The organism is Pseudomonas sp. CCOS 191 (assembly GCF_001007005.1).
GTDB lineage: Bacteria > Pseudomonadota > Gammaproteobacteria > Pseudomonadales > Pseudomonadaceae > Aquipseudomonas > Aquipseudomonas soli.
Genome location: NZ_LN847264.1, coordinates 5,327,275 through 5,352,926 on the forward strand (window position 1 = coordinate 5,327,275; position 25,652 = coordinate 5,352,926).

Here is a 25,652-nt window from a genome sequence, read left to right on the forward strand (position 1 = left end):
TGTGTTGGGTAGACACGGTTTCTATTAAGCACGAAGTTTTTCGAATGTCCCGTTTCATTACGCAACTTTTACGGCGGCCCTATGCACATCGAATTTCGCCTGGCAACTGTTGACGACCTGCCGGCCCTGCTGGCGCTGGAGAACCAGTGCTTCGCCCTCGACCGGCTGACCCCGCGCAGCTTCCGCTGGATGTTGTCCCACGCCAACGCCAGCCTGCTGGTGGCGCAACGCGATGGCCAGCTGATGGGCTATGCGTTGCTGCTGTTCCACCGCGGCACCTCGCTGGCCCGGCTGTACTCCATCGCCATTGCCGAACAGGCGCGTGGCCATGGCCTTGGCGCGCGCCTGCTGGAACAGGCCGAACGCTGCGCCCTGGAACACGAGCGCGCCTACCTGCGTCTTGAGGTGCGCACCGACAACCCCAAGGCCATCGCCCTGTACGAACGCCATGGCTACCGGCGCTTCGCCCAGGTCGACGACTATTACCAAGACCACACCAGCGCCCTGCGCTACGAAAAGCGCATCCTTCAGCACCCGACGGACGAAACGCGACCGGTCCCCTACTACGCCCAGACCACCGACTTCACCTGCGGCCCGGCCTGCCTGCTGATGGCCATGGCCGCGCTGCGATCGCAGCGCCCGCCAAGCCGCCGCGAGGAACTGCGCCTGTGGCGCGAAGCAACCACCGTGTTCATGACCTCCGGCCACGGCGGCTGCAGCCCTCACGGGCTGGCACTGGCCGCATGGCGTCGGGGCTTTCGCGTGCGCCTGCTGCTCAACACCGAAGGGCCGCTGTTTCTCGATGGCGTGCGCCAGCCCGGCAAGAAGGAGGTCATGCGCCTGGTTCATGAGGACTTCTGCGCCGAGCTGCAGGACAGCGACGTGGTGATCGCCCGGCAGGCCCTCGACCTGCGCCGGGTACTGGCCGAAGGCGGCCTGGCGCTGGTGCTGATCAGCAACTACCGGCTGACCGGCAGCAAGGCGCCACATTGGGTGCTGGTCACCGCCTGCGACGACGACTTCGTCTACCTGCACGACCCCGACACCGACCACGCTCGCCACCGGCAGGCCCTGGACTGCCAGCACCTGCCGGTCAGCCACCAGGAGTTCCAGCGCATGAGCCTGTTCGGCGGGCGCAAGTTGCGGGCGGCGGTGGTGCTGTTTGAACGGGAGGTAAGTTGGGCGTAAAGCCATCCGAGCTTCGATGGCCGTCACCTCGGCCGGTCGTCATGGGGAGGTGGCTCGGGCAACTGTCATATTTACCAGTTTCACGGGCTTTTAAGCACTGATAGTTTGGCTGGCATCAGCTTGAGCACCACAGGTCGCTTTCACCCAGGCTTTCCCACTACCAGTGGTACTCGCCATGACAAACACCCTGCTGGCCACAGACCGCCTGCAAAGCCCGCTCTTGATGCGGCAAGCGAAAAAGCCCACCGGCATAAGCTATGGTCCCTACGGTGATCGCACCCCGCGAGCCAAAACGCCTGTATCGGGTTTTACTGGACAGCCCTGTGAACAGCATCTGAGTTGGTACGTGCTAGGTAATGGGCACAGAACCTACAACCCCATGATCATGCGGTTCCACTCGCCCGACGGCCTGAGCCCTTTTGGTCGTGGCGGAGTGAACGCTTATGCCTACTGTCACGGAGACCCTATCAACTTCCATGATCGAAGCGGACGCTCCAAGTGGTTCGCAGCCTGGACATTTGCAAAAGACTACCTGTTACCAGAGTGGATCTCACCCATGTTCACCAACATTGTAAATGCATTTGGCGCTTCTCAACCTCTGTTCACTATTGGTGGCACGGCTATCGCTGACTGGAAAAATGGCACTAATAATGTTGACCTGAACGATCGCAACACACAAATCGCTCTAGCGGGCTCAGCTATCGCTACCACCGGGGCAATCGGAGAAGCTGCCGGACTGCCAACGCAACTTGTTACTGCTACAGGGAATGCCATAGTGATTGGTGTGGGTTACTCTGATTTTGTAAGCACCATCGATGCATCTCACCAAGCAGGGGCTTTGCGGCAGACTCCCGAGGCAATGCCCATGACCAGCTCAGAGCATACAGTAGTTAATAATTTAGACACTGTTAATAGTAGCCATCCAAGCGCCGCTCGCTCTATTAACATTGGCGGTCGACGCTTAACCACACCACTGGGCAGGGCGGAACAAAGAGCAATATCGCTTGAAATTAAAAATAATGCTCTACAACAAGAAAATCTACGTTTGCGCCAACGATTATAAAATCAGCCTACTGACGACGCCCGTAACGTGCAAGCGGGAGCGCACAGTATCTGCCAGCACAAACAATTACAATGCTTGCTCATTGTAATGGCTAGTATCAGTTCCTTGCTCACCACTGCAGGAAAGACCATGGCGATCTCCCTGAGCGAGCCTACCTACAAACTAGTTGAACACTACCGCGACGACCCGCTTCTACGCGCCGAGCTAAACGCCCTCACCCGCCAGACTTACGGCTTCGACTTCGAAGCCTGGTACCAGGCCGGCTTCTGGCAAGCCGACAACCAGCCGTGCTCACTGGTTCGCGACGGAAAGATGCTGGCCAACGCCTCGGCCAACCTGCTCGACTTCACCTTCGGTGGCCAACATCTGCGCTGCGTTCAGATCGGCACGGTGATGACTGCGCCCGAAGCACGAGGCCGTGGCTACAGCCGTTATCTGATGGAAGTGCTGGTGGAGCGCTGGGCAGGCCAATGCGACCTGCTGTACCTGTTCGCCAACAGCACCGTACTCGATCTGTATCCCAAGTTCGGTTTTCGCCGAGTGATCGAACACGAGTACTACCAACCCTGGTCGGCGCAGCAACGGGCCACGACCTTCCACCCGGTGAATCTGGATGATGGCGAACAACGTCAACGCTTCATCGATGCGCTGGAAAAGAGTTGTCCACAGGCACGACTGAGCCTGGTGCCGAATGTGCCGCTGACGATGTTCTATTGCGATGGGCCATACCGGGAGGCCGTGTTCCATTCCTCAGTGCACGAGGCCTATGTGGTGATCGAACATGATGGCGAGCGGATGGTGCTGGTGGACGTGTTCTGCGAACGCGAACTGGTGCTGGCCGATGTGCTGGCTGAACTGGTCACGGCAACGACCCGGGAGGTGGTGCTGGGGTTTGCGCCGCTACATGGCGATGGCTTCGCGACCCGAGTTGTGGATAGCGATGATGCGCTGTTCGTCTGGGGCGCGGCACCCACCAGTGTCGATGGACAGGCGCTGATGTTTCCATTGCTGTCCCATACCTGACTGGGTCTCCCGCCAAACAGCGCACCGTCTCCTCACAGGGCCCTCAGACCTTCACCAGGTCAGGCAGATCTTGCCGAAATGCCGGTTGCTCTCCTGGTACCGGAACGCCTCGACCATCTGCTCCAGTTCGAAATGCTTGTCCACCACCGGCCGCAGGCCGTTGGCGTCGATGGCGCGGACCATCGCCTGCTGCTGGGCGCGGCTGCCCACCAACACGCCCTGCAGGCGGATCTGCCGCACCAGCGCCTGCACCAACGGCAACTGCCCGGCCACGCCGGTGAGAATGCCGATCAACGACACGTGGCCACCGATGCGCGCCGCGATCATCGACTGCTCCAGGGTGGCCGGGCCGCCGACTTCGATCACATGGTCCACGCCACGGCCGCCGGTGAGTTCACGGACCTTTTCGCCCCAGGCAGGCGTGGCCTTGTAGTTGATCAGGTGATCCGCGCCCAGTGCCTTGAGGCGCTCGAGCTTGACATCGCTGGACGAGGTGGCAATCACCGTGGCGCCGGCCAGCTTGGCGAACTGCAGGGCAAAGATCGAAACGCCACCGGTGCCCTGCACCAGCACGCTGTCACCGGGCTTGAGGTGGTCGTCGCTCATCAACGCGCGCCAGGCGGTGAGGCCGGCGGTGGTCAGCGTCGCCGACTCGGCATGGCTGTAGCCTTTGGGCGCAAGGGTGAAGGAGGTGGCCCGGGCAGTCACCTGTTCGCGGGCGTAGCCGTCGATGCCATCCCCCGGCACGCTGGCGAAGCCCTCGACCTGGGCCTGGCCGTCGAGCCAGTCGGGGAAGAACGTGCTGACCACGGCATCGCCAACCTGGAACTCACTGACCCCTGCTCCTACCGCGATCACTTCACCGGCGCCGTCGGCCATCGGGATGCGCCGCTCGCTCGGCCCCCACATGCCACTGACCACGGCAAAGTCGTGGTAGTTGAGGGAGCTGGCGTGCAGGCGCACGGTGATCTCGCCGGCTGCGGGCGCGGCGGTTTCGCAGGTGCCGACCTGGACCTTGTCGTAGCCGCCGCCGGGCAGGACATAGAGGGCCTTGGTGCTCATGGGATGGGTCTCCATCGTGGGAAAAGGTGCAGTGCAGCTTAGACAGGTCTGGATGATCGCGGGGCCGTCAGCCGAGCAACGCCCTCAACGCCCGGCAATCGGCCGCGTGCCAGTCGGCCAACTGCGGCCAGGGATTGTCCGGCAAGTTGACCAGCACGGTGCGGGTGCCTGCGGCCCGGCCGCAGTCGAGGTCGAAGCGGTAGTCACCGACCATCACCATTGCACCGGGGCTCACACCCCAGGCCCGGGCGATCTGCAACAACCCGTCCGGGCTGGGCTTGGGGGCCGCCTCGTCGCGACCGAGGATATGCTCAACCGGGAAGCAGTCAGCCAGGCCGATGGCCTCGAGGGTCACGTGGGCAAGCTCGCGGGCATTGCGCGTGAGAATGGCCAGGCGGCAGTCGCGGCGAGCCAGTTCGCGCACCAGCTCCACGGCGCCGTCGGCGGCCTTGGAGGCGATTGCCAGGTCACGCTCATGCTCCAGCAGCCAGGCATGCTTGGCCGCCGCCTCCGCTGCCGGCAAGGCTGCCAGGTGGGTGAGGATGTCGTGCTCGGACGGGATATCGAGCGCTCCGCGGATGGCCGCGAAGTCATGCACGGCGACCGTGAGGGTGCCGTCCATGTCGAACACCCAGTGGCGGATGTCGCCCAGGCTCATGCCCAGTCCTTGCGATGGCGAATCAGACCTTCCTGGGTCGACGAGGCCACCAGTTGCCCGGCGCGGTTGAAGATGCTGCCCCGGCAGAAGCCACGGGCATTGCCGGCCCAGGGGCTGTCGGTGGCGTACAGCAGCCAGTCGTCGGCGCGCAGGTCACGGTGGAACCACAGCGAGTGGTCGAGGCTGGCGATCTGCATGTCCTTCTGCCACACCGACTTGCCATGGGGCAGCAAGGCCGTGGTCAGCAGGCCGAAGTCCGAGGCGTACGCCAGCAGGTACTTGTGCAGCGCCGGAATGTCCGGGAGGTTGCCGTCGGCACGGAACCAGGCGTACTTGACCGGATCGCCGGGCTTGGGATTGAACGGGTCGCGCTCGGTGACCGGGCGGATCTCGATGGGCTTGGCGCACAGCACCTTCTCGCGGATGCGCTCGGGCAGCTTGTCAGCCATGGCGCTGGCCAGCTCGACCTCGCTGGGCAGGTTCTCCGGGCCGACCACATCGGGCATCGACGCCTGGTGCTCGAAGCCTTCCTCGTCGTACTGGAACGAGGCGCTGCAGGTGAAGATCGGCTGGCCCTTCTGGATCGCCGTGACCCGCCGGGTGCTGAAACTGCCACCGTCACGCACACGGTCCACCGAGTACACCACTGGCATGCTGGCGTCACCCGGGCGCAGGAAGTAGCCATGCAGCGAATGCACATGGCGCGCGTCCTCGACCGTCTGGCTGGCCGCCGACAACGACTGGCCGAGCACCTGGCCACCGTACAGCTGGCGGAAGCCCAGGTCCTGGCTGCGTCCGCGGAACAGGTTCTCCTCGATGGACTCGAGGCTCAGCAAGTCGACCAGATCGTCGAGTACGTGGCTCATGGGGTTCTCCTGGTAAGGCAATACGGCGCTGTTATGGCGGTAAATGATACAGGGTTTGTCTGTAGTCCCGCCGTACGAATGGCCACCTATTCAGCCGCGCAGATTCTGTTGCCAGCGGGCGCGGTCGATGCGGTAGAGCACATGAGCGCGCAGCGGATCGCCCGGTGGCAGGCGCGGGTGCTCGAAGCTGCCCTCGAGGTCCTGGACCATGCCGATGGCCTGCATCACCTTCTGCGACGGCAAATTGCCCTCGGTGGTGAACGACACCACCTCGTCCAGATGCAGCTGGGCGAAGGCACAGCGCAGGCAGGCCCAGGCCGCCTCGCTGGCGAAGCCCAGCCCCCAGTGCCGGCGGGCCAGGCGCCAGCCGATTTCCACCGCCGGGCCGAAGGGCGCGTCGAAATTGACGTTGAGCAGGCCGGTCATGCCGACGAAGGCGCCGCTGTCCTTGCGCTCCAGGGCCCAGAGGCCGAAACCGTATTCATTGAAATGACCGCGCACCCGGCCGATCAGCGCGGCCGCCTCGACCCGGGTCATCGGTGCGGGGAAGTAACGCATCACCTGGGGGTCGGCGCACAAGGCGGCGAACTCGCGCAGGTCGTCGTCCTGCCATTGGCGCAGCACCAGGCGCGGGCTTTCCAGTTCGAGGATGGGGGTCATCGGCGCGGCTCCGAAATCACGGTCTGCCAGTGTACAGCGTAGGCCGCGTGCATCGGCCAGCCGATGCTTTTTTCACATCGGCTTCACCGCCCCCCGACAGCCCCCTTCGCACAATGTCGGCACCTACCGCGCACGGCATTGGAGTGACGCATGCCCCCCAGCAACACCCTGCACAACCCGGCCCTGCTGGCCCGCCCCGAACGCCGCCGTTCACGCACCGCGCTCGGCGCCGCCCTAGGCCTGCTTCTGGCACTGGCCGGGGCCAGCATCTGGCTAGCGACGAGGACGCACATCGTGAACCTTGGCAACGAGCAACAACTGAGCGACAGCGGCCTGCTGCAGGACTGGAAGGAAGGCGCGGTGATCGTGATGATCCGCCACGCCGAACGCTGTGACAGCGCCCCAGGCCCCTGCCTGGACGATGCGACCGGCATCACCGTGGCCGGCAGCCAGGCGGCGCAGCGGGTAGGCCAGGGCCTGCGGCAACTGGGGCTGAGCGGTACCGATCTGCTCAGCAGCCCAAAGCTGCGAACCCGCCAGACCGCGCATTTCATCCTTGGCCAGGCCGTGTCCAGCGAAGACTGGCTGGAGCGTTGCGACCGTCCGTTCCCCGCCGAGGCCATGGCCCGCAAGCGGCCCGGGCACAACCTGGTACTGGTGACCCACAATGGTTGCATCGATCACTTCGCCCGCCAGCAGCATGTGCCGGGCGGCGAGCGTGAGAGCGGCTACGCCAGTGCGCTGTTCGTGTCGGTGGATGGCAATGGCAAGGCACGGATTCTTGGGCGGATGAACGAGCCGGACTGGCAAAGGGTGCTGGCATCGGCAGGCCAATGAGCGCCACAAGATAACCTCAGCTCCGTGGGAGCGGCGATGCGGCGACCCGACTTGCCCCGCGATTGCGTTGGCGCCGGCGCCACCAATACTGGCAAGATCGGTGTTCGCCCCCAACGCGCCGACACCATGCCCCTGCCGCTGATCTACCACGACGACTACAGCCCCGAATTCCCGCCGGACCATCGCTTCCCGATGGACAAGTTCCGCCTGCTGCGCGATCACCTGGTAGACAGCGGCCTGACCACCGACGCCGCCCTGCTGCGCCCTGAAATCTGCCCCAACGACATCCTCGCCCTGGCCCATGACCGCGCCTACATCGAGCGCTACATGAACGGCGAACTGTCCCGCGAGGACCAGCGCCGCCTGGGCCTGCCCTGGAGCGAAGCCCTGGCCCGACGCACGGTGCGCGCAGTGGGCGGTTCGCTGTTGGCCGCCGAGCAGGCGCTGCAGCATGGCATCGCCTGCCACCTGGCCGGCGGCACCCATCATGCCCACTACGACCACCCGGCCGGCTTCTGCATCTTCAACGACCTGGCAGTGATCAGCCGTTACCTGCTGGAAGCCGGACGCGTACACCGGGTGCTGATCTTCGACTGCGACGTGCATCAGGGCGACGGCACCGCGCGCATTCTCCACGACACGCCGGAGGCGATCACCGTATCGCTGCACTGCGAGCAGAACTTCCCGGCGCGCAAGGCCCAGAGCGACTGGGACATCCCCCTGCCCCGCGGCATGCACGACAGCGCCTACCTCAAGGTGGTCGAGGATGCGCTGAACTACCTGCTGCCGCTGTACCAGCCAGACCTGGTGCTGTATGACGCCGGCGTCGATGTGCACAAGGACGACGCCCTGGGCTACCTGCAACTGACCGACGCAGGCCTCGCTGCCCGCGACGAGCATGTGCTGCGTCAATGCCTGGGCCGCGACATCCCGGTGGTAGGGGTGATCGGTGGCGGCTACAGCAAGGACCGCCAGGCCCTGGCCCGGCGCCACGGCATCCTCCACCACAGCGCGGCGCGGGTGCTCGGTTGTGCACAATGACTGTGGAACCGCCTGTGGATAACCTGCGGGAAAGCCGCTCCAGCCCTTTAACTGCCTGAGCTGCAAAGAGTTGGTTGTTTTTTGAGCAGTGCCGCGAGCCGTCCCGCTGGGGTAGAATGCGCGCTCTTTTCCACAGCCTGCCGCCCGCCATGAACGATCCTCGCCCCGCCTCCCGCCCCCTTGTCGCCGTGATCGGTGGCGGCCCTGCTGGCCTGATGGCCGCCGAAGCCCTGGCCAGGCGCGGGATGGCGGTTGAAGTGTTCGACGCCATGCCTTCGGTGGGTCGCAAGTTCCTGCTGGCCGGTGTCGGTGGCATGAACATCACCCATTCCGAGCCCTACCCGGCCTTTGTCGGCCGCTACGGTAAACGCCACGGCGAGATCGACACGCTGCTGCGCGACTTCTACGCCGATGCCCTGCGCCAGTGGATTCACGGCCTGGGCATCGAAACCTTCGTCGGCACCTCGGGCCGCGTATTTCCCCGCGACATGAAGGCCGCGCCGCTGCTGCGTGCCTGGCTCAAGCGCCTGCGCGAGGCCGGGGTGGTTATCCACACCCGCCACCGTTGGCTGGGCTGGACCGACGCTGGCGCCTTGCGGATCAGTTATCCACAGGGCGAACGACACGTGCAGGCAGACGCCGTGGTACTGGCGCTGGGTGGCGGTAGTTGGGCGCGCCTGGGTTCGGACGGCGCCTGGGTGCCGCTGCTGGTCGAGCGGGGTGTGGATATCTCAGCGCTGCAACCGAGCAACTGCGGCTTCGAAGTCGAAGGCTGGAGCACGCTGCTCAAGGACAAGTTCGCCGGTGCCCCGCTGAAGAATATTGCCTTGAGCGTCCCCGGCGCCGCGCCGCGCAAGGGCGAGTTCATCCTCACCGCCCAGGGAGTGGAGGGCAGCCTGGTGTATGCCTGGTCGGCGGCGCTGCGCGAGGCGATCAACCGCGACGGGCAGGCGACCCTGCTGCTGGACCTGCTGCCGGACCGGCCTGTGGACAAGATTGCCCAGGCCCTGGCCAGACCGCGTGGATCGCGCTCGATGGCCAAGCATCTGCACGGTCAGCTGGGCATCGACGGGGTGAAAGCGGCGTTGCTGCGCGAACTGACCGACCAGGCGACCTTTGCCGACCCAGCGTGCCTGGCGGCGGCGATCAAGGCGCTGCCGATCGTGCTGGTGCGGACCCGGCCGCTGGACGAGGCGATCAGCAGTGCCGGCGGGGTGCGGTTCGAAGGGTTGGACGACGGACTGATGGTGCGCAACCTGCCCGGGGTGTTCTGCGCGGGGGAGATGCTGGATTGGGAAGCGCCGACGGGTGGGTACCTGCTAACGGCGTGCTTCGCTAGTGGGTTGCGGGCGGGAAATGCGGCAGCTGATTGGCTGACGCGCCTGACCTGAGGAATGCCGGGGCTGCTAGGCAGCCCCGAGGATCTCAAGGCTTGGGCTTGCGCGGCTTGCCACCGAACGCCGGTACCTTGCGCACCGCCTTGACCGACGGTGCCGCAGCCCCCGCCCCCTCGCTGTCCATCCAGCGCCCCAGGCCTCGCTTGGCGCTGTTCTCCTTCGGCTTCTTGGGCTTCTTCGGTTTCTTCAGCACCTGGCCACTGGCATCGGTCACCGGCACCCGGTGATCGGGGATGAAATCCGGCTCCTCGTGCCGTGGCAACACCTGGCGGATCAGGGTCTCGATCGTGGCCAGCAATTGCACCTCGTCGGCGCACACCAGCGAAATCGCCTCGCCCTTGTTCCCCGCGCGGCCGGTACGGCCGATGCGGTGCACGTAGTCTTCGGCGACGATTGGCAGGTCGAGGTTGACCACTAGCGGCAGATCGTCGATGTCCAGGCCGCGAGCGGCCACATCGGTGGCCACCAGTACCTGGATCTCACGGGTCTTGAAGCTGTCCAGGGCACGCTGGCGGGTGGCCTGCGGGCGGTCGCCGTGGATGCCGTCGGCATTCACGCCCTCGGCCAACAGGCGCTCGACCAGTTGATCGACACCGTTGCGAGTCTTGGCGAACACCAGCACCTGCTTCCAGCGCTGCTTGCGCATCAGGTGGATGAACAGGTCGGCCTTGCGCTTTTTATCCACAGGCACCAGCCACTGCTTGACCGTGGTCGCGGCGGCGTTGCGCGGGCTCACTTCGATGCTCAGCGGATCGTTCAGCGCCAGGCCCGCGAGCAGGCGAATCTGCTCGGAGAAGGTGGCGGAGAACAGCAGTGTCTGGCGCTTGCGCGGCAACGCCGCGTACACCGATTGCAGCTCCTCGGCAAAGCCCAGGTCGAGCATGCGATCGGCTTCGTCGAGCACCAGCGTCTGCACCTGGTTGAACTTCACTGCGTTCTGGCGGAAGAGATCGAGCAAGCGGCCTGGGGTCGCCACCAGCAGGTCGACGCCACGACGCAGGCGCATCATCTGCGGGTTGATGCTGACCCCGCCGTACACCGCGTAGGTGCTCAGCGGCAGGTTTTCGGCGTACTCGCGCACGTTGTTGTGCACCTGCTCGGCCAGCTCGCGAGTCGGCACCAGCACCAGTGCGCGGATCGAGTTGCTGGCGACCTTCTCCCCCTCCAGGGCCAGGCGCTGCAGCACCGGCAGGGCGAAGCCGGCGGTCTTGCCGGTGCCGGTCTGGGCGGCGGCCATCAGGTCACGGCCAGCAAGCACGGCGGGGATGGCCTTGGCCTGGATCGGGGTGGGCGTGGTGTAGTCCAGCGTCTGCAAGGTGCGCAGCAGCGGTTCGATCAGGCCGAGTTGGGCGAAATTCATGGCAATACCGTCAGGGGGTTCAGCGAAGGCGGCAAGTTTACCGCAACGCCCTGCCCTACTTGCACATTTCGCCTTTCAGCGGCACCGGCTGCTGCGGCGCCTTGCGCCATTGCGGCAGGCCGATCAGCACCACCGCGCCAATGATCACCGCCATGGCCACGCACTCCTCGGCGCCGATCTGCTCGCCGGCGAAAACGATCCCCAACAGCACCGCCACCGCCGGGTTGACGTAGGCGTAGCTGGTCGCTGCCGCCGGGCGCACGTGCTTGAGCAGGTACATGTAGGAACTGAACGCCAGGATCGAACCGAAGAACACCAGGTAGGCCAGCGCCCCCCAACCGGCGGCCGTGGGCATCTCGGTCAGGCGCTCGCCGCTCACGGCGCTGCCGATCAGCAAGGCGGCGCCGCCCACGAGCATTTCCGCGGCGCTGGCCATGGCGCCCTGGGGCAGCGGCAGGCTCTTGCTCCACACCGAGCCGAAGGCCCAGGCCGCCGCGGCGAACAGGATCAGCGCCGCGCCCATGGGGCTGGCCTGCAGGTTCGAGCCCAGGTTAAGCATGCCGATGCCGACCAGCCCGAGGACGATCCCCGCCCATTCCAGGCGCGAATTGCGATGGCCGAAGAACAGCCCGAACACCAGGGTGAACAGCGGCACCGTGGCCACCGCCAGCGCCGCCACGCCCGAGGCGACCCCGGCGTGTTCGGCCAGGGTCACGCCACCGTTGCCGCAACTGAGCAGGAGAAAGCCGATGGCGCCGGCGGCGCGCCACTGCGGCCAGGTCGGCGCCGGCGCGCCGCGCCAGCGCAGGAAGCCATACAGCAGGCTGCCGGCAATCACGAAACGCACCCCGGCCATCAGCATCGGCGGCCAGGACTCCACGCCTATACGAATGAACAGGTAGGTCGAGCCCCACACCAGGTACAAGGCAAGGAAGGCTCCGATGAGCAACAGCGGGAAGCGGCGGGCGGTGGACATGGCAGGGCTCGAAATCCGTTTACGGGTGGATTAGTTTAGAAAGGCCTTCGCGCAAACTTAAGTTACAAAACACGTTTAAAACACCGAAACACTTTGTAATACACGGTTATGCAGACGCTTCACCGTCGATTGCAAGGTCACCTGGAATCGCCATGGACAAGTACGATCGCATGCTTCTTGCCGCGCTGCTGGAAAACGGCCGGGCCACCTACGCGCAGCTGGCGCGCCAGGTCAATCTCTCCGCCCCGGCGGTGGCCGAGCGGGTGGCCAAGCTGGAGGCCAGCGGCGTGATCAGCGGCTACACGGCCAAGGTCGACCTGGAGAAGATCGGCCTGCCGATCCAGTGCGTGATGGAACTGCGCCTGGCCAGCCATGGCAACCAGCAGGCCTACGAGGCCTTGGAGAAGATCCCTGAACTCACCGAGTGCCACCGGGTGACCGGTGACCCGTGCGTGATCATGCAAGCGGCCGTCACGTCCATGGGCGAGCTGGAGGCGCTGATCAACCGCGTATCGCAGCTGGGCTTCACCAAGACCTCGATCATCCTGTCCAGCGCGGTGGCGCGAAGGGTGCCGCTGGGGCATCTGGGGGGCAACGGCAAAAAAGCCTGAGCCTGGGTTCAGTGACGCAGCAGCAGCCTGCCCTCGATCGGCACGTAGCGACTTGCGGCGCGGATTACCGACAATGCCGTCAACCCCGGCACGCCGTACACGACGGTTTCCACGCCATGGCGTTGCATTGCCCGCTCCAGCAGCAGGTCGAAATCACCGTCGCCGGAGGCCAGCACCACCTGGTCGACCCGTGCTGCTGCCTCGATCACATCGAGGGTGATGCCCACGTCCCAGTCACCCTTGGCCGAACCGTCGGCACGTTGGATGAACGGCTTGAGGCGCACCTCGAAACCGAGGTTGCGCAGGATCTGCTGGAACTGTTGCTGCTTGCTGTCGCCGCGGTCGATGGCATAGGCCACCGCTTCGACGATCTGGCCCTCGCGGCTGACGTCGGCCCACAGGGCGGCGTAGTTGAAATGGCAGCCATGGCCTTGGCGAACCGTGTAGTAGAGGTTCTGTACATCGGCGAACAGCGCGATTTTCTTCACCGGTAGCCTCTCTCTGGCGGTGGCAGACAAGCGCGGGGCAATCCCGCTCCCACGCTTGCGTAGGAGCGGGATTGCCCCGCGATCAGACACTGCAGTATGCCAGAGCCCTCAGACGTAGTCGTCGTCCGAGAAGAAGCCGCCATCGTCGCCGCCGCTGTAGTCGCTATCGGCGAACCCGCCCTGGTCATTGCCCCAGCCACCGTTGTCGGCCACCTGACGCTGACTGTCCTGATCGTTCCAGCCGCCAGCATCGCTGGCCGGCGCCGGCTCTTCCTTGATCACCTCGACGATTTCTTCAGGCTGCGAGTTGTGGTTGAACAGGCTGCTGATACCTTGGGCCAGCAGCACGCCACCAGCCACCCCCGCAGCAGTCTGCATTGCCCCGCCGAGGAAGCTGCTGGCACCGCTGCGCGCCGGAGCAGGCGTCGCACCGAAACCCTGTTGCGGTGGCGGCGGGGTATAAGCCTGTGGCGCCGGCTCACGCCAGCCTCCTGTGGAAGTCGAAGCCGCTGCAACCGGCCGCTGCGGCTCCGGGCTGCGCGCCCCCGCGCCGAAGATGCTGGAAAGAAAACCGCCGCCGCTGCCACTGGGGCGGCTTGCCTCCAGTTGCGCCCGCGCTTGCTTGAGCTCGGCCTCGAGCTGCTTGTTCTGTTCGTCCAGGCGCTTGATCGCCGCTTCCTGCACCAGGATCGCCTGGGCCATGTAGTACGGCGCCGCCGGCTGCTGGCGCAGGTGCTCCTCGATGCGCGCCTGGGCCTGGGCATCGCGCGGCTGGGCCGGGTCTTCGGCTTGCTTGAGACGGCCGAACAGGCCATCGATCAGGGTTTGTTCTTCAGTGTTCATCGGGGCAACCTCGTGCGCTGAACAGGGCATCGGACAGCGTCAAAGATGGGGGGCCGGGCGCGACGATTCAATTGCCCCGGCCATGAAACTTTTTTCAGCAAGCAGGCGGTCTGGGCTAAAGTTACGCCCTGCTTTTTCCGCCATGCGATGTTGACCGATGAATCCGTTGAGCGTTCTGCGCGACTCCCTGTACTTCTTCCGCCGTCACCTGACGAGCATCCTCCAGCTGTGCCTGCCGTTGGTGGTACTCGAGGCCCTCGGCACCCAGTTGCTCTACAACCAGCTGGGCGAACAGGCCTCGCCGGCCTACGGCATGCTGGTCAGCCTGCTGTTCTATCCGCTGTACAGCGCCGCGCTGATCCTCTACCTCGACACCCGCAGCAATGGCCAGGACATCGCCAAGCGCGACCTGTTTGCCCGCGCCCTGCAGCTGTGGCCGATGCTGGCCCTGCTGATCGTGATCAGCTCGCTGCTGATCATGGCGGGCCTGGCGCTGTTCATCTTCCCCGGCGTGTGGATCATGGTGAACCTGGTGTTCGCCGAGTACCTGCTGGTGCTGCGCGGCCTGCCGGTGATCGAGGCGATGCGCACCAGCGCGCGCATGACCACCGGGCACTTCCTGCGCATCATGGTGTGCATGCTCTCGGTGCTGGCGCCGCTGTGGCTGATCGACGGCCTGCTGCTGCAGCTGTTCCCCAAGCCGCAGGCCGGAGTGCAACTGGCGCTGGACAGCCTCAGCGGCTTCCTGCAGCTGTTCAGCACCGTGGTGCTGTACCGCTTGTTCATGCTGCTGGACGGTGAAACGGGCGCCTGACGCCAGCCAGGAACCCTTTCAATCTGCCCTTCTCGCCTGCGGATGCTTACCGTGAGTTGCGCCTCGTTACCGGAAGGCGCAATTCACTTTGCCTTCAGGAGAATGCCATGAGCGCAGATCAACCTGCCAAGCCGTGGGCAGACGGCCGATCATTTCTTGCAACAATCCACCTTCGGAAGAATGGAAGATGGGCACCTGTCCATATCCATGAAAACCACTACGATTTCAGCTTCGACGTGAATGTGCGAAATGACACAGGCTGGCTTCAAGTGGGTGGCGATGAACAGGCAGAAGTCTTTCTGTTCCGTTACCACTCCAAAGGCCCCAACCGCCTGCACTTCCTGATTTCATCGGCAATCAACAGCGCACGGCAGTTGGCTACCGACTCCAGTGGACATCTGGGCCTTTACACCAATACCTCTGCTGCAAACTTCTGGAAGCTGCAACCCTTGACCTGGAGCAGCGATCAAGTGCGCTGTCGGTTCCGTGACAACCTGGGCCACCAGGTCAAGACCGTGGCCAGTGACAAGTCCAGCAGTCTTTATCTGACAACTGGCGCCGGTGAAACACACGAGTACCTGATAGTGCGAGCAATCTAGGCTTTCCTGGGTTTGGCCCGCGCCGTAGCCTCGGCCACCAGCGGATCGTCCGGCCAGTAATGCTTGGGATAGCGCCCTTTCAAGTCTTTCTTCACCTCGGCGTAGGTGGTGCGCCAGAAGTTGGCCAGGTCCTGGGTCACTTGCACGGGCCGACGTGCTGGCGACAGCAGGTGCAGCTTGACCTGCTGCCGCCCATTGGCGATGCGCGGAGTATCGGCCAGGCCGAACAGCTCCTGCAGGCGCACGGCCAGGATCGGTGGTTGCTCGCTGTAGTCCAGGCGGATGCTTGAGCCCGAAGGCACGGCCAGGTGCGACGGTGCGAGCTCGTCCAGGCGCTGGGGCAGCGGCCAGGGCAGCAGGTTGCGCAGGATCGAGGACAGATCCAGGTTGGCGAAATGGCTCAGCCGCGACACCTTGCCCAGGTAGGGTTGCAGCCAGTCTTCCAGGCTGGCCAGCAAGGCGTCGTCGCCCAGGTCGGGCCACTCGCTGTGGCCGTCCTTTTCCAGATCCAGCTGACGCAGCAGCGCGACGCGGGCCTGCCACTGGCGCAGCTCCGGGGTCCAGGTCAGCAGGTTCAGGCCTTTGCGCCGAACCAGGCCGAGCAACGCCTTGGCCCGCGCCTCGTCGTCCAGCCCAGGCAACGGTTCACGGCTGAGCACCAGCTCGCCGACCTTGCGCTGGCGCTCGGCGCGCAACACCTGTTCGCGTTCGTCCCAGTCAAGCAGGTCGAGTTGCTCGACCTGCTCGGCCAGCACTCCGTCGAACAAAGCCGGGTCGAACTCTGCAGCCAGGTAGATGCGTTCCTCGCGCTGCCCCTGCCGGCTGCCCAGGTCGGCAATCACCAGCCACGGACTTTTCATCAGCACATCGGCTTCGGCGAACAGCGCCGCCCGGCCATTGGCCAGGCGGTATTCACCGCCACCTTCGCGACGTTGTTGCGCCACCCGATCGGGGTAGGCCAGCGCCAGCACCGCGCCCAGCCAGCGTGGATGATCGGGATCGGCGACCGGGCTGCGCGGTTTGCCACGCAGCTGGCCACGGTATTGCCGGGCCAGCTGCCGCGCACGCTGCACACCGACCTGCCCACCTCGCGCGCCCCGGCTTTCACCGCTGAGCAAAGCCAGCCGGCTGTGCAGATCAGCACCGCCGCCGCGCAGGATGTCGCGCTCGCCCAGCAACGCTGCGACATCGCACGCCAGGTCGGCCAACCCGAGATCCTGAGCGCGCAGCAGCAAATGGGCGATGCGTGGATGCGCAGGCAGCTCGGCCATGGCCTGGCCATGGGCACTCAGATTGTCGCGGCAACCTGGCTTGAAGGCGCCGAGCCGCGCCAACAGGTCCTGGGCTTGACCATAGGCTGCGGCAGGTGGCTGGTCGAGCCAGCCGAGCTGCTCCGGCGGCACTCCCCAACGCGCCAGCTGCAAGGCCAGTCCGGCCAGATCGGCCTGGAGGATCTCGGCACTGCCGTGGGCCGCCAACTGGTCATGCTGCGCCTCGGACCACAGCCGATAGCACACGCCAGGCTCGAGGCGCCCGGCACGACCGGCGCGCTGGGTGGCGCTGGCCCGGGAGATGCGCTGGGTGTCCAGGCGGGTCATGCCGCTGCCGGGGTCGAAGCGTGGCACCCGCGCAAGCCCCGCGTCGATCACCACGCGCACACCGTCGATGGTCAGGCTGGTTTCGGCAATGTTGGTGGCCAGCACCACCTTGCGCTGGCCCTTGGGCGCCGGCTCGATGGCGGCGCGCTGGGCACTCAGCTCTAGCTCGCCGTGCAGCGGGCAGAGCAGGATCTGCGGACGCTCGCCCACGGCCTCCTGCAGAGCCTGGTGCACGCGGCGGATTTCGGCCTGCCCGGGGAGGAACACCAACAGACTGCCGGACTCGTCGGCCAGGGCCTGGAGCACGCAGTCGACCACGCGCGGTTCGACGAACTCGCCAGGCTGGAACGGCCGGCCCCAGCGGATATCCACCGGGTGCATGCGTCCCTGACTGCTGATGATCGGTGCATCGTCGAGCAGGCGCGACAGGCGCTCACCCTCCAAGGTCGCCGACATGAGCAGAATCTTCAGCGGCGGCTCATCACGCAGCAGCGCCCGACCGTTGAGGCTCAGGGCCAGGGCCAGGTCGGCATCCAGGCTGCGCTCGTGGAACTCGTCGAAGATCACCAGGCCCACGCCTTCAAGCGCAGGATCGCCTTGCAGGCGGCGGGTGAGAATGCCTTCGGTGACCACTTCGATGCGCGTGTTCGGGCCGACCTTGCTGTCGAGACGGATGCGATAACCCACGGTTTCGCCGACTTTCTCGCCCAGCTCGCTGGCCAGGCGTTCGGCGGCGGCGCGGGCGGCCAGGCGCCTGGGCTCGAGCATGAGGATGGTCTGCCCGGCCAGCCAGGGCTGGTCGAGCAGCGCCAGCGGTGCGCGGGTGGTCTTGCCGGCGCCGGGTGGCGCCTCGAGCACCGCTTCGTCACGTTCGGCCAGGGCCTGGCGCAGGTCGGACAGTACGGCATCGATCGGTAATGAAATCATGGTGGTCCTCGGACAATCGTCCGAGTATAACGGCGAACCGAGGCAGCCCTATCATGGTCTTAACCTCAGGCGCGCGGCGATTGCCGCGCCCTTGATCGTCGTTACCTTTCGGAGATTCACATGCGCATCCCCTCCCGCGTCATCGGTGGCGCCCTCATCGCCACCTTGCTGACCCAGCTGACGGCCTGCGGCACCCTGTTCTACCCTGACCGTCGCGGCCAGATCGAAGGCAAGATCGATCCAGTGGTTGCGGCGCTGGATGCCATCGGTATCCTGTTCTATGTCATTCCCGGCCTGATCGCCTTCGGTATCGACTTTGCCACCGGCGCCATTTACTACCCCGGCGGCACCACAGCCCAGATCGACCCTGCCAAGCTCAAGCCGGCGATCAATGCCGACGGCCAGGTCGACAGGGCCAAGCTGCAGGCTATCCTGGAGAGCGAACTGGGCCAGCGCCTGCCGCTGAACGACCCACGCCTGATCCAGCACCGTGGCAGTGTCGAGCAACTGGCCAGCTACGGTCTGGTGCCCGCCGCCTGATCCGACCACGGACGATCCTCTGCGCATGACCGTCACCGCCGAACACCAACGCCTGCTGCGCCTGGCCACCCGCGCCTCGCTGAGCGTCGCCTGCATCCTGGTGCTGAGCAAGGCCGTGGCCTGGTGGCTGAGCGGCTCGGTCAGCCTGCTGGCCGGGCTGACCGACTCGGCGCTGGATGCCGCCGCCTCCTTCCTCAACCTGCTTGCCGTTCACTACGCCTTGCGCCCCGCCGACGACGATCACCGCTTCGGCCACGGCAAGGCCGAAGCCCTGGCCGGCATGGCCCAGGCGCTGTTCATCGGGGTCAGTGCGGTGCTGATCGGGGTGCAGGCGGTTGATCGGCTGAAGTCGCCGGAGCCTTTGGGCGACACCGCCGCCGGCATCGCGGTGATGCTGCTGTCGCTGGTGCTGACCCTCGCATTGCTGGCATTCCAGCGCAAGGTCATCCGCGCGACCGGCTCCACGGCCGTGCGCGCCGACTCGCTGCACTACCGCTCCGACCTGCTGCTCAACGCCAGCATCCTCCTGGCGCTGCTGCTGGCCCGCTTCGGCTGGCCGCAGCTCGATGCCCTGTTCGGCCTGGGCATCGCCCTGTACATCCTGTGGAGCGCGCTGCAGATCGCCCGCGAGAGCACGGCGATCCTGATGGACAAGGAACTGCCTGCCGATGTCGGCGAGCGCATGCTCGAAGTGGTGCTGGCGATTCCCGGGGTAAAGGGGGTGCATGACCTGCGCACGCGGGTGTCCGGCAGCCAGTGGTTCGTGCAGCTGCATCTCGAGTTGCCCGGCGAAATGCCGCTGCACGCCGCCCATGAATTATGCGTGCAGGCTTCGCAGGTCATTCGCCAGCGCTATCCGCGGGCCGATGTGATGGTTCACGCCGACCCGGTGTAGCCCGCGCTCGCAATTGCCTTGTCAATTGACGCTGTAGCCGCGCCCACTCAGGCACGCCCCCAATGCCCGCCTATAGTTGTCCGCCACATTGGCCGGAGGCGCATAGGTCGCTGTCGCCGGATCGAACCCCGACTGGCTCACCGCCCAGCGGTGGCACTGGTAGCGGTCCTGCTCCTGCTGTTCCGGCCCCTGGCCGTACATCGGGTAAGCGATCACATCATAGCCACTGCCCTGCTGCTGCGGTGCAGGCGCAACGCTGGGCGGGTTGACCACCACGTACTCGCGGCTGTCGGCGAGGTACTGGTAGTAGGTGTCGGCCACCAGGAAGAACAACGCACCGCTCAACCACACCTCGCGGGCATAGGGCGGCAGATAGCCGACCCGCACACCGTAAGGCGGCGTGACCACCACGTAGCCGCCGCCATGGGGCCGGTACCAATAACCGCCGGAGTAGAAATAGTCCTGTCCACGGTAAGGCACCTTCCAGTAGCGGTCCGGGAAGCGATCGACAGTGTGCCCGGGGTGATACTGCGGCCCTGGCCCCCAGCCATTGCCATGACCATCGGGCCGTCCCGACCAATCGCCGCCGGGGCGCTGACCCGGACCACCCGCCTCCCAGTGACGGTTGTCACCGTAACGCCGGGGAATGTCCTGGTAGTAGCCCTGGCGCGGCGGTTGCGTCTGACGCACTTCGTCACGTGAATTGAGCGGCGATCCGCGCCGTTCACCACCGCCCTGCTCCTGCTGGCCGCCATGACCGTCATGCCCGTCTCCGGGGCCCTCGGCCATAGCGCCCAGGCTGATGCCCAGGCCCAGCAAACCAACACCTGCCAACCGCCAGATGCGCGAACTCATGTTGTTCCTCTCGATGAAAACGCCTGCTTTACCGATCGCAGTCTACTGCGCAGACCGCGACCGGCAGATGAAATAGCCGACAGCCTAGTGTGGTGTTTTGCAAATACGACCAATAACTCGCGAGCGATTTTTGCGCTCAGGCAAGGCGTCGCGACGAGTCGTAGCCCAGCTACGGCGAGGAGCGACAACGCCGCATGAGCGCAAAAAGCGCCGCGAGTTATGGTCGTTATTTGTGAAACACCACACTAGTGCGCCAGCAAGCCACGCAGCATCAACTCCAGGGCGACCAGGGCCTGGCCGAGCCGGGTATCGCCGTCCTCTGCCTGGGCGATCCAGACCGCCGCCTCCGACAGGCTGCCATGTACCAGCGCCGCCAATGCCCAGGGATCGGCCTCGGCAACCACACCCTGCTGGACCAGCCCGCTCAACATCCGCTGTAGCGATGCAATGCAATGCTGCTGCGCCTCGGGGGTCACCGCCCCCAGCACGGCACGCGCGTCACGCAGGACAATGCGCTGGATCTCCGGCTCGCGGGCCATGCGCAGGTAGGCCTCGCAGCGCTGGCAGAAGCCTTGCCAGGGGTCATCGCAGGATGCGGAGATGGCCAGCAGACGTGCATCCATCTCACCATCGATCTGTGCCACCACGGCCGCCAGCAGGCCCTGTTTGTCGCCGAAATGGTGGTAGAGCGCACCACGGGTAAGCCCGGCGCGAGCGGTCAGGTCATCCATGGACGCCTGTGCGTAGCCTTGTTCGCTGAAGACCTGGCGGGCCATTGCCAGCAAGGCGGCGCGGGTTTCTTCCATCTCGACGCGGGTGCGGCGAACCATGGCCTCTCCTTTACGTACAATCCGTATGAATATTTACATTCAGCGCGTATGAATATTTAATCATACGCACTGTACGTATTATCCACGCCCTGCCTTGCCGCCAGCAAGCGGGCCGCCTCACGGAGGAAGCGACATGCCCAACCCTTATGCACACTTGTTCGTCCCGACCGGCACCCTCGGGTTCACCTTGGCCGGCCTGCTGGCCCGCCTGCCGTTGCCCATGACCGGTATCGGCATCATCACGCTGGTGGCGCAATGGCGCGGCAGCTACGCCTTGGCCGGGGCGGTGTCGGCCTGCTTCGTGCTCACCTATGCCCTGTTGTCGCCACAGGTATCACGCCTGGTGGATCGCCTGGGCCAGCGCCGAGTGCTGCCGCCGGCCAGCCTGCTGAGCGTGCTCGGGCTGCTGCTGATGGCTGCCTGCGCCTGGTGGCGTAGCGCCGACTGGCTGCTGTTCGTCGCCGCCCTGCTGGCCGGCTGCATGCCGAGCATGTCAGCGATGGTCCGGGCGCGCTGGACCCACCTCTACCGCGGCCAGCCGCAACTGCAGACTGCCTACTCGCTGGAAACCGTGCTCGATGAAGTCAGCTTCATTGCCGGCCCACCGCTGGCCGTCGGGCTCAGCGTGGCGCTGTGGCCCCAGACCGGGTTGCTGGCCGCTGCCGCGTTACTGCTGCTGGGTACCCTGGCGTTGACCCTGCAGACCGGCAGCGAACCACCGGTGGCCGCTGCCGAAACCTCGTCCAGACGTGACCTGCCGGCATGGCGATGCGCAGGGGTGCCTCAGCTGACGCTGCTGATGGTGGCAATGGGCATGATCGTCGGCACCGTGGACATCGTCAGCGTCGCCTTCGCCAGCGAACAAGGGCAACCGGCTGCCGCCAGCCTGGTGTTGTCGGCCTATGCCGTGGGCTCCTGCGTTTCCGGGCTGCTGTTCGGCACCCTGCGCTGGCGGATGTCGCTGCCCCGTCAGTTGCTGGTCGGCGCACTGGCCACCACCCTCAGCACCCTGCCGCTGCTCCTGGTCGGCAATATCGCCCTGCTCGCAGCGGCAGTGTTACTGGCCGGGGTGTTCTTCGCCCCGACCATGATCGTGGCCATGGCCCTGGTCGAGCGCAGCGTGCCAGAGCGGCAACTGACCGAGGGCCTGACCTGGCTGCTCGCCGGGCTGAATGTCGGCGTGGCCATCGGCGCGGCAGGTGCCGGCCAATGGGTGGACGCCACGACAGCGCGCAGCGGCTTCATGATTGCCGTGGTCGGTGGCTTGCTGGTGCTGCTGGCGGCGCTCGCCGTGGCGGGTCGTCGCCAGGCCAGGCCTGTGCAATCTTCAGCACAATAAAAAAGGGAGGCCTTGCGGCCTCCCTTCGGGAATTGTCGTCCGTGCTCGGCACTTGTGGCACCGGCTCACCTCGCGCCGTCTTCTGGACAGTGCGTAGCCCGGGGGCCTGGCGGATCCTGTTGGATGGCTGGCCGCGACCGCCCGCCTAGGGCGCGTCGCCGTGGACTGATGTCCGGGCAGTGATTCTGTTGATAAAGATAGGGCAGACGCTGGGGCAGAGGATTGCGAAGATTGCTCTGATAAATAGGGCTTGCGCAATTTTTCACTCAGGATCGATAATTCGCCGCAATCTGAACAGAAAAGGCCCTTTCCATGAGCAAGCTCGACCGCTACGACCTGAGCATCCTCGCTGAATTGCAGCGCGATGCGCGCATCTCCAACCAGGAACTGGCCGAGCGCATCGGCTTGTCGCCTTCCCCGTGCTCACGTCGGGTCAAGCAGCTTGAAGACGACGGTTATATCTCGCGCCAGGTAGCGCTGCTGGATCGCAAGAAACTCGGTCTGAGCCTTACGGCCTATGTGCTGATCGGCATGGACCGGCACACCCCCGAACGTTTCGAAACCTTCGAGGCGGCGATCCGCAGCCTGCCCCAGGTCCTCGAATGCAGCCTGGTCACCGGAATGGACGCCGACTACCAGCTCAAGGTGGTGGTGCCGGACATGGACCATTACCAGAAACTGCTGCTGGGCAGCCTGACCCGCATCGAAGGGGTGACCAGTGTGCGCTCCAGTTTCGTGCTCAACCAGGTACTGGCCAGCACCGAGCTGCCATTGACCCACCTGCGTTGAATCCCTGCACGCCCGGCGTATGATCGGGCTTTGTGCTTGCCTGGAGTAAACCGATGGATCCCGCCGTATTCGAAGAATGGATGATGATCATCCTCGTCACCGTGCTGATCGCCTTCATGGGCTTCATCGTCTGGGACCTGGCGAAGAAGTCCAAGGCCGGCCGCTTCGGCACGCTGATCCTGTTCTTCGTGCTGGGCCTTGGCGTGCTGGCGTTCATCATCAAGAGCGTGGTGGTGGGGTTCCTGGAAGGGGTCTGACAACCCCACCTGGGGCGGCGACTACAGCTTCGCCGCCACTTCCCGCCAACATCCCTGCTGCAACCCCTCGATCGTCCAGTCTCCGATACGCACCCGCACCAGACGCAAGGTCGGCAGCCCCACCGCCGCCGTCATCCGCCGCACCTGGCGGTTGCGCCCTTCACGGATCACCAGCTCCAGCCAGGCAGTCGGCACGCTCTTGCGAAAACGGACCGGCGGATTGCGCGGCCACAACTCGGGTTCCTCGAGCAGGCGTGCCTGCGCCGATAGCGTGGGCCCGTCGTTGAGTTCGACGCCCTCGCGCAGGCGCTGCAACTGCTCCTCGCTCGGCTCGCCCTCCACCTGCACCCAGTAGGTCTTGGCCAGCTTGTGCTTGGGGTCGGCGATCCGCGCCTGCAGGCGCCCGTCGTTGGTCAGCAACAGCAGGCCTTCGCTGTCGCGGTCCAGGCGCCCGGCCGGGTAGATGCCGGGGATGTCGATGAAATCCTTGAGCGTGGCGCGCCCCTCGCCGTCGCTGAACTGGGTGAGCACATCGAACGGTTTGTTGAACAGGATCAGGCGCGGCTCGGCCGGCGGCGCCTTGGGCTGGCGACGCGGGCCGGTGGGTCGCGCCGCAGGGCGACGCGGGGTGCTACGGGGTGGCAGGGGCATGAATCCTCAGCGGAACGGCGGCTCATCGAAGCTGCGCAGTTTACGCGAGTGCAGCGAGTTGAGCTCGGTGCGCAGCAGGTCGAGGGCGGCGATACCGATCTTCAGGTGCTGGCTGACCGCGCGGTTGTAGAAGGCGTTGGCCGACCCCGGCAGCTTGATCTCGCTGTGCAGCGGCTTGTCGGAGACGCACAGCAAGGTGCCGTAGGGGACGCGCAGGCGATAGCCCTGGGCGGCGATGGTACCGCTTTCCATGTCCACCGCCACGGCACGGGACAGGTTGATAAGCGGGCGTTCCTGGGCCCAGCGCAGCTCCCAGTTGCGATCGTCGTAGGTGAGCACGGTGCCGGTGCGCAGGCGCTTCTTCAACTGCTCGCCACGCTCGCCAGTGACCTGCGCGGCCGCCTCTTGCAACGCCAGCTGCACCTCGGCCAGGGCCGGGATCGGGATGTTCGGCGGCACTACCCGGTCGAGGATGCCGTCGCGGCGCATGTAGGCATGCGCCAGCACGTAGTCGCCGATGGTCTGCGACTGGCGCAGGCCGCCGCAGTGACCGATCATCAGCCAGCAGTGCGGACGCAGCACCGCCAGGTGGTCGGTGATGTTCTTGGCGTTGGACGGGCCGACGCCGATGTTGACCAGGGTCACGCCGTCGCCGTCGGCGGCGATCAGGTGGTAGGCCGGCATCTGGTAGCGATGCCAGACCACGCTGGCAACCAGGGCCTGGGCCTCGCCGTTGTCCATGCCCTTCTCGATGACCACGTTGCCCGGCAGGACCATGCGCACGAAGCGTGGATCCTCGCGCAGTTGCTCAAGGCCATGGGCGATGAACTGGTCGACGTAGCGGTGGTAGTTGGTCAGCAGGATCCATGGCTGCATGTGCCGCCAGTCGCTGCCGGTGTAGTGCACCAGGCGGCGCAGGGAGAAGTCCACGCGGGCGGCGTCGAACAGCGCCAGCGGCAGGGTCTCGGCACTTTCCCAGTCGTACAGGCCATCGGCGGTGTTGTCGGTGGCCGCCGACAGGTCGGTGCTGGGGAATACGCGTGCCAGCTGGGCCGCGGTGATGCCGCTGCCCGCCAGCTCATCGCCCTGGTCGACCACGTAGGGGTACGGGATGTTCTGTTCGCTGACGCCGACTTCCACGGTCACTGTGTAGTCGTGCATCAACGGGCGCAGCTGTTCGAGCAGATAGCCACGGAACGCCGCGGGCTGGGTGACGGTGACGCTGTAGGTACCATCCACCTGGACCTTGGCGTAGGCGCGGGTGGTCGCGGCGACTTCGCCCTGGCTGGAATAGATGAGGCGCAGGGCCGGGTAGCGAAACAGCGCGCGTTCTTCGTCACCGGGCTCGGTGCGGTCTTTCAGGTAGCGCTTGAGGGCCTGGCTCAGGGCACCGGTGGCCTGTTCATGCAAGGCCGCCAGACGGTCGACGGCCTGTTCGGGGGTATCAACGACTACAAACGCTTGGCTCACGCTGGGCTTCCTGTC

At 65.4% G+C, this 25,652-nt stretch carries 27 protein-coding genes; 14 read left to right on the plus strand and 13 right to left on the minus strand.

The annotated features are described in order from the left end of the window. The first annotated feature begins 81 nt into the window (after positions 1 to 81). From CCOS191_RS23720 to CCOS191_RS23725, 3 genes are all read left to right on the plus strand, one after another. The gene (locus CCOS191_RS23720; protein WP_046857244.1) at positions 82 to 1,188 is read left to right on the plus strand and encodes a peptidase C39 family protein; all 1,107 of its coding nucleotides are present in this window, start codon (positions 82 to 84) and stop codon (positions 1,186 to 1,188) included. A gap of 175 nt (positions 1,189 to 1,363) precedes the next feature. Then, positions 1,364 to 2,251 carry an RHS repeat-associated core domain-containing protein gene (locus tag CCOS191_RS27700; protein WP_082120485.1) on the plus strand — a complete coding sequence of 296 codons (888 nt, stop codon included), beginning with the start codon at positions 1,364 to 1,366 and terminating at the stop codon, positions 2,249 to 2,251. Between the two features lie 129 nt (positions 2,252 to 2,380). Then, on the plus strand, positions 2,381 to 3,274 hold the full coding sequence (locus CCOS191_RS23725; RefSeq protein WP_046857245.1) for a GNAT family N-acetyltransferase: 894 nt from the start codon (positions 2,381 to 2,383) through the stop codon (positions 3,272 to 3,274). A 51-nt stretch (positions 3,275 to 3,325) separates the two neighbouring features. Here CCOS191_RS23725 and CCOS191_RS23730 read toward each other — a convergent pair whose 3' ends face one another. The 4 genes from CCOS191_RS23730 to CCOS191_RS23745 all read right to left on the minus strand — a co-directional run bounded on the left by CCOS191_RS23730 (position 3,326) and on the right by CCOS191_RS23745 (position 6,520). Continuing rightward, complete coding sequence (locus CCOS191_RS23730) at positions 3,326 to 4,336, minus strand: zinc-dependent alcohol dehydrogenase family protein (protein ID WP_046857246.1); 1,011 nt, start codon at positions 4,334 to 4,336, stop codon at positions 3,326 to 3,328. A gap of 67 nt (positions 4,337 to 4,403) precedes the next feature. Next, positions 4,404 to 4,994 (minus strand): HAD family hydrolase, encoded by a 591-nt coding sequence (locus tag CCOS191_RS23735; RefSeq protein WP_046857247.1) that lies wholly within the window; start codon positions 4,992 to 4,994, stop codon positions 4,404 to 4,406. After that, positions 4,991 to 5,860 carry an acyl-CoA thioesterase II gene (gene tesB / locus CCOS191_RS23740; protein WP_046857248.1) on the minus strand — a complete coding sequence of 290 codons (870 nt, stop codon included), beginning with the start codon at positions 5,858 to 5,860 and terminating at the stop codon, positions 4,991 to 4,993. The genes CCOS191_RS23735 and tesB overlap by 4 nt, the downstream gene beginning before the upstream one ends. Before the next feature lie 90 nt (positions 5,861 to 5,950). Continuing rightward, a complete protein-coding gene (locus CCOS191_RS23745; protein ID WP_046857249.1) occupies positions 5,951 to 6,520 on the minus strand; it encodes a GNAT family N-acetyltransferase in 570 nt (189 codons plus the stop codon). A gap of 150 nt (positions 6,521 to 6,670) precedes the next feature. Here CCOS191_RS23745 and CCOS191_RS23750 point away from each other — a divergent pair, with 150 nt between their 5' ends. The 3 genes from CCOS191_RS23750 (at position 6,671) to CCOS191_RS23760 (ending at position 9,789) form a co-directional block, all read left to right on the plus strand. Next, on the plus strand, positions 6,671 to 7,357 hold the full coding sequence (locus CCOS191_RS23750; protein ID WP_046857250.1) for a histidine phosphatase family protein: 687 nt from the start codon (positions 6,671 to 6,673) through the stop codon (positions 7,355 to 7,357). A 126-nt stretch (positions 7,358 to 7,483) separates the two neighbouring features. After that, positions 7,484 to 8,398: a histone deacetylase family protein gene (locus tag CCOS191_RS23755; protein ID WP_023632912.1), complete on the plus strand. Its 915-nt coding sequence runs from the start codon at positions 7,484 to 7,486 to the stop codon at positions 8,396 to 8,398. Between the two features lie 149 nt (positions 8,399 to 8,547). Further along, a complete protein-coding gene (locus CCOS191_RS23760; protein ID WP_046857251.1) occupies positions 8,548 to 9,789 on the plus strand; it encodes a TIGR03862 family flavoprotein in 1,242 nt (413 codons plus the stop codon). Positions 9,790 to 9,823: 34 nt separating this feature from the next. Here the strand turns inward: CCOS191_RS23760 and CCOS191_RS23765 are convergent, their stop codons facing one another. Both CCOS191_RS23765 and yedA read right to left on the minus strand, forming a co-directional pair. After that, positions 9,824 to 11,155, minus strand: a complete 1,332-nt coding sequence (locus tag CCOS191_RS23765) for a DEAD/DEAH box helicase (protein ID WP_046857252.1) — start codon at positions 11,153 to 11,155, stop codon at positions 9,824 to 9,826. 55 nt (positions 11,156 to 11,210) lie between these two features. Then, positions 11,211 to 12,131, minus strand: a complete 921-nt coding sequence (gene yedA / locus CCOS191_RS23770) for a drug/metabolite exporter YedA (protein WP_038707293.1) — start codon at positions 12,129 to 12,131, stop codon at positions 11,211 to 11,213. A 152-nt stretch (positions 12,132 to 12,283) separates the two neighbouring features. Between yedA and CCOS191_RS23775 the strand changes: the two genes are divergently transcribed. Next, positions 12,284 to 12,742 (plus strand): Lrp/AsnC family transcriptional regulator, encoded by a 459-nt coding sequence (locus CCOS191_RS23775; protein WP_046857253.1) that lies wholly within the window; start codon positions 12,284 to 12,286, stop codon positions 12,740 to 12,742. Between the two features lie 8 nt (positions 12,743 to 12,750). Here CCOS191_RS23775 and CCOS191_RS23780 read toward each other — a convergent pair whose 3' ends face one another. Then, positions 12,751 to 13,230 (minus strand): NYN domain-containing protein, encoded by a 480-nt coding sequence (locus tag CCOS191_RS23780; protein WP_023631362.1) that lies wholly within the window; start codon positions 13,228 to 13,230, stop codon positions 12,751 to 12,753. Between the two features lie 108 nt (positions 13,231 to 13,338). Continuing rightward, a complete protein-coding gene (locus tag CCOS191_RS23785) occupies positions 13,339 to 14,073 on the minus strand; it encodes a DUF2076 domain-containing protein (RefSeq protein WP_046857254.1) in 735 nt (244 codons plus the stop codon). 157 nt (positions 14,074 to 14,230) lie between these two features. Between CCOS191_RS23785 and CCOS191_RS23790 the strand changes: the two genes are divergently transcribed. After that, entirely contained in the window at positions 14,231 to 14,887 is a 657-nt protein-coding gene (locus CCOS191_RS23790) for a YciC family protein (RefSeq protein WP_046857255.1), read from the plus strand. A 107-nt stretch (positions 14,888 to 14,994) separates the two neighbouring features. After that, positions 14,995 to 15,486, plus strand: a complete 492-nt coding sequence (locus CCOS191_RS23795) for a hypothetical protein (RefSeq protein ID WP_046857256.1) — start codon at positions 14,995 to 14,997, stop codon at positions 15,484 to 15,486. On the opposite strand, the gene hrpB is transcribed toward CCOS191_RS23795, so the two are convergent. Beyond that, positions 15,483 to 18,011: an ATP-dependent helicase HrpB gene (gene hrpB, locus CCOS191_RS23800; RefSeq protein ID WP_046857257.1), complete on the minus strand. Its 2,529-nt coding sequence runs from the start codon at positions 18,009 to 18,011 to the stop codon at positions 15,483 to 15,485. The two genes, CCOS191_RS23795 and hrpB, sit on opposite strands and share 4 nt — an antisense overlap. A gap of 120 nt (positions 18,012 to 18,131) precedes the next feature. On the opposite strand from hrpB, the gene CCOS191_RS23805 reads away from it, so the two are divergent. Further along, entirely contained in the window at positions 18,132 to 18,551 is a 420-nt protein-coding gene (locus CCOS191_RS23805; RefSeq protein ID WP_046857258.1) for a hypothetical protein, read from the plus strand. Positions 18,552 to 18,576: 25 nt separating this feature from the next. Continuing rightward, positions 18,577 to 19,446 (plus strand): cation diffusion facilitator family transporter, encoded by an 870-nt coding sequence (locus CCOS191_RS23810; RefSeq protein ID WP_046857259.1) that lies wholly within the window; start codon positions 18,577 to 18,579, stop codon positions 19,444 to 19,446. A gap of 21 nt (positions 19,447 to 19,467) precedes the next feature. On the opposite strand, the gene CCOS191_RS23815 is transcribed toward CCOS191_RS23810, so the two are convergent. Together CCOS191_RS23815 and CCOS191_RS23820 are read right to left on the minus strand one after the other, a co-directional pair. After that, complete coding sequence (locus CCOS191_RS23815) at positions 19,468 to 20,301, minus strand: DUF6515 family protein (RefSeq protein ID WP_046857260.1); 834 nt, start codon at positions 20,299 to 20,301, stop codon at positions 19,468 to 19,470. A gap of 245 nt (positions 20,302 to 20,546) precedes the next feature. Further along, complete coding sequence (locus tag CCOS191_RS23820; protein ID WP_046857261.1) at positions 20,547 to 21,131, minus strand: TetR/AcrR family transcriptional regulator; 585 nt, start codon at positions 21,129 to 21,131, stop codon at positions 20,547 to 20,549. Positions 21,132 to 21,264: 133 nt separating this feature from the next. On the opposite strand from CCOS191_RS23820, the gene CCOS191_RS23825 reads away from it, so the two are divergent. The 3 genes from CCOS191_RS23825 to CCOS191_RS23835 all read left to right on the plus strand — a co-directional run bounded on the left by CCOS191_RS23825 (position 21,265) and on the right by CCOS191_RS23835 (position 23,516). Then, the gene (locus tag CCOS191_RS23825; RefSeq protein WP_046857262.1) at positions 21,265 to 22,470 is read left to right on the plus strand and encodes an MFS transporter; all 1,206 of its coding nucleotides are present in this window, start codon (positions 21,265 to 21,267) and stop codon (positions 22,468 to 22,470) included. 312 nt (positions 22,471 to 22,782) lie between these two features. Continuing rightward, on the plus strand, positions 22,783 to 23,259 hold the full coding sequence (locus CCOS191_RS23830; RefSeq protein ID WP_011535815.1) for an Lrp/AsnC family transcriptional regulator: 477 nt from the start codon (positions 22,783 to 22,785) through the stop codon (positions 23,257 to 23,259). Positions 23,260 to 23,312: 53 nt separating this feature from the next. After that, positions 23,313 to 23,516 (plus strand): DUF2788 domain-containing protein, encoded by a 204-nt coding sequence (locus tag CCOS191_RS23835; protein ID WP_023631482.1) that lies wholly within the window; start codon positions 23,313 to 23,315, stop codon positions 23,514 to 23,516. Positions 23,517 to 23,537: 21 nt separating this feature from the next. Here CCOS191_RS23835 and CCOS191_RS23840 read toward each other — a convergent pair whose 3' ends face one another. After that, positions 23,538 to 24,167 carry a pseudouridine synthase gene (locus CCOS191_RS23840; protein ID WP_046857263.1) on the minus strand — a complete coding sequence of 210 codons (630 nt, stop codon included), beginning with the start codon at positions 24,165 to 24,167 and terminating at the stop codon, positions 23,538 to 23,540. A gap of 6 nt (positions 24,168 to 24,173) precedes the next feature. After that, positions 24,174 to 25,637 (minus strand): AMP nucleosidase, encoded by a 1,464-nt coding sequence (amn, locus tag CCOS191_RS23845; protein ID WP_023632409.1) that lies wholly within the window; start codon positions 25,635 to 25,637, stop codon positions 24,174 to 24,176. Positions 25,638 to 25,652 lie beyond the last annotated feature (15 nt).

What these genes read in the sequence shown, in the direction of transcription:
- hrpB (WP_046857257.1), bottom strand. Translation starts at nt 18,011, where the DNA reads ATGATTTCATTACCGATCGATGCCGTACTGTCCGACCTGCGCCAGGCC.
- tesB (WP_046857248.1), bottom strand. Translation starts at nt 5,860, where the DNA reads ATGAGCCACGTACTCGACGATCTGGTCGACTTGCTGAGCCTCGAGTCC.
- yedA (WP_038707293.1), bottom strand. Translation starts at nt 12,131, where the DNA reads ATGTCCACCGCCCGCCGCTTCCCGCTGTTGCTCATCGGAGCCTTCCTT.
- CCOS191_RS23730 (WP_046857246.1), bottom strand. Translation starts at nt 4,336, where the DNA reads ATGAGCACCAAGGCCCTCTATGTCCTGCCCGGCGGCGGCTACGACAAG.
- CCOS191_RS23835 (WP_023631482.1), top strand. Translation starts at nt 23,313, where the DNA reads ATGGATCCCGCCGTATTCGAAGAATGGATGATGATCATCCTCGTCACC.
- CCOS191_RS23760 (WP_046857251.1), top strand. Translation starts at nt 8,548, where the DNA reads ATGAACGATCCTCGCCCCGCCTCCCGCCCCCTTGTCGCCGTGATCGGT.
- CCOS191_RS23820 (WP_046857261.1), bottom strand. Translation starts at nt 21,131, where the DNA reads ATGGTTCGCCGCACCCGCGTCGAGATGGAAGAAACCCGCGCCGCCTTG.
- CCOS191_RS23720 (WP_046857244.1), top strand. Translation starts at nt 82, where the DNA reads ATGCACATCGAATTTCGCCTGGCAACTGTTGACGACCTGCCGGCCCTG.
- CCOS191_RS23810 (WP_046857259.1), top strand. Translation starts at nt 18,577, where the DNA reads ATGACCGTCACCGCCGAACACCAACGCCTGCTGCGCCTGGCCACCCGC.
- CCOS191_RS23765 (WP_046857252.1), bottom strand. Translation starts at nt 11,155, where the DNA reads ATGAATTTCGCCCAACTCGGCCTGATCGAACCGCTGCTGCGCACCTTG.
- CCOS191_RS23840 (WP_046857263.1), bottom strand. Translation starts at nt 24,167, where the DNA reads ATGCCCCTGCCACCCCGTAGCACCCCGCGTCGCCCTGCGGCGCGACCC.
- CCOS191_RS23815 (WP_046857260.1), bottom strand. Translation starts at nt 20,301, where the DNA reads ATGAGTTCGCGCATCTGGCGGTTGGCAGGTGTTGGTTTGCTGGGCCTG.
- CCOS191_RS23750 (WP_046857250.1), top strand. Translation starts at nt 6,671, where the DNA reads ATGCCCCCCAGCAACACCCTGCACAACCCGGCCCTGCTGGCCCGCCCC.
- CCOS191_RS27700 (WP_082120485.1), top strand. Translation starts at nt 1,364, where the DNA reads ATGACAAACACCCTGCTGGCCACAGACCGCCTGCAAAGCCCGCTCTTG.
- CCOS191_RS23790 (WP_046857255.1), top strand. Translation starts at nt 14,231, where the DNA reads ATGAATCCGTTGAGCGTTCTGCGCGACTCCCTGTACTTCTTCCGCCGT.
- CCOS191_RS23805 (WP_046857258.1), top strand. Translation starts at nt 18,132, where the DNA reads ATGCGCATCCCCTCCCGCGTCATCGGTGGCGCCCTCATCGCCACCTTG.
- CCOS191_RS23785 (WP_046857254.1), bottom strand. Translation starts at nt 14,073, where the DNA reads ATGAACACTGAAGAACAAACCCTGATCGATGGCCTGTTCGGCCGTCTC.
- CCOS191_RS23755 (WP_023632912.1), top strand. Translation starts at nt 7,484, where the DNA reads ATGCCCCTGCCGCTGATCTACCACGACGACTACAGCCCCGAATTCCCG.
- CCOS191_RS23735 (WP_046857247.1), bottom strand. Translation starts at nt 4,994, where the DNA reads ATGAGCCTGGGCGACATCCGCCACTGGGTGTTCGACATGGACGGCACC.
- CCOS191_RS23825 (WP_046857262.1), top strand. Translation starts at nt 21,265, where the DNA reads ATGCCCAACCCTTATGCACACTTGTTCGTCCCGACCGGCACCCTCGGG.
- CCOS191_RS23795 (WP_046857256.1), top strand. Translation starts at nt 14,995, where the DNA reads ATGAGCGCAGATCAACCTGCCAAGCCGTGGGCAGACGGCCGATCATTT.
- CCOS191_RS23745 (WP_046857249.1), bottom strand. Translation starts at nt 6,520, where the DNA reads ATGACCCCCATCCTCGAACTGGAAAGCCCGCGCCTGGTGCTGCGCCAA.
- CCOS191_RS23725 (WP_046857245.1), top strand. Translation starts at nt 2,381, where the DNA reads ATGGCGATCTCCCTGAGCGAGCCTACCTACAAACTAGTTGAACACTAC.
- CCOS191_RS23775 (WP_046857253.1), top strand. Translation starts at nt 12,284, where the DNA reads ATGGACAAGTACGATCGCATGCTTCTTGCCGCGCTGCTGGAAAACGGC.
- CCOS191_RS23830 (WP_011535815.1), top strand. Translation starts at nt 22,783, where the DNA reads ATGAGCAAGCTCGACCGCTACGACCTGAGCATCCTCGCTGAATTGCAG.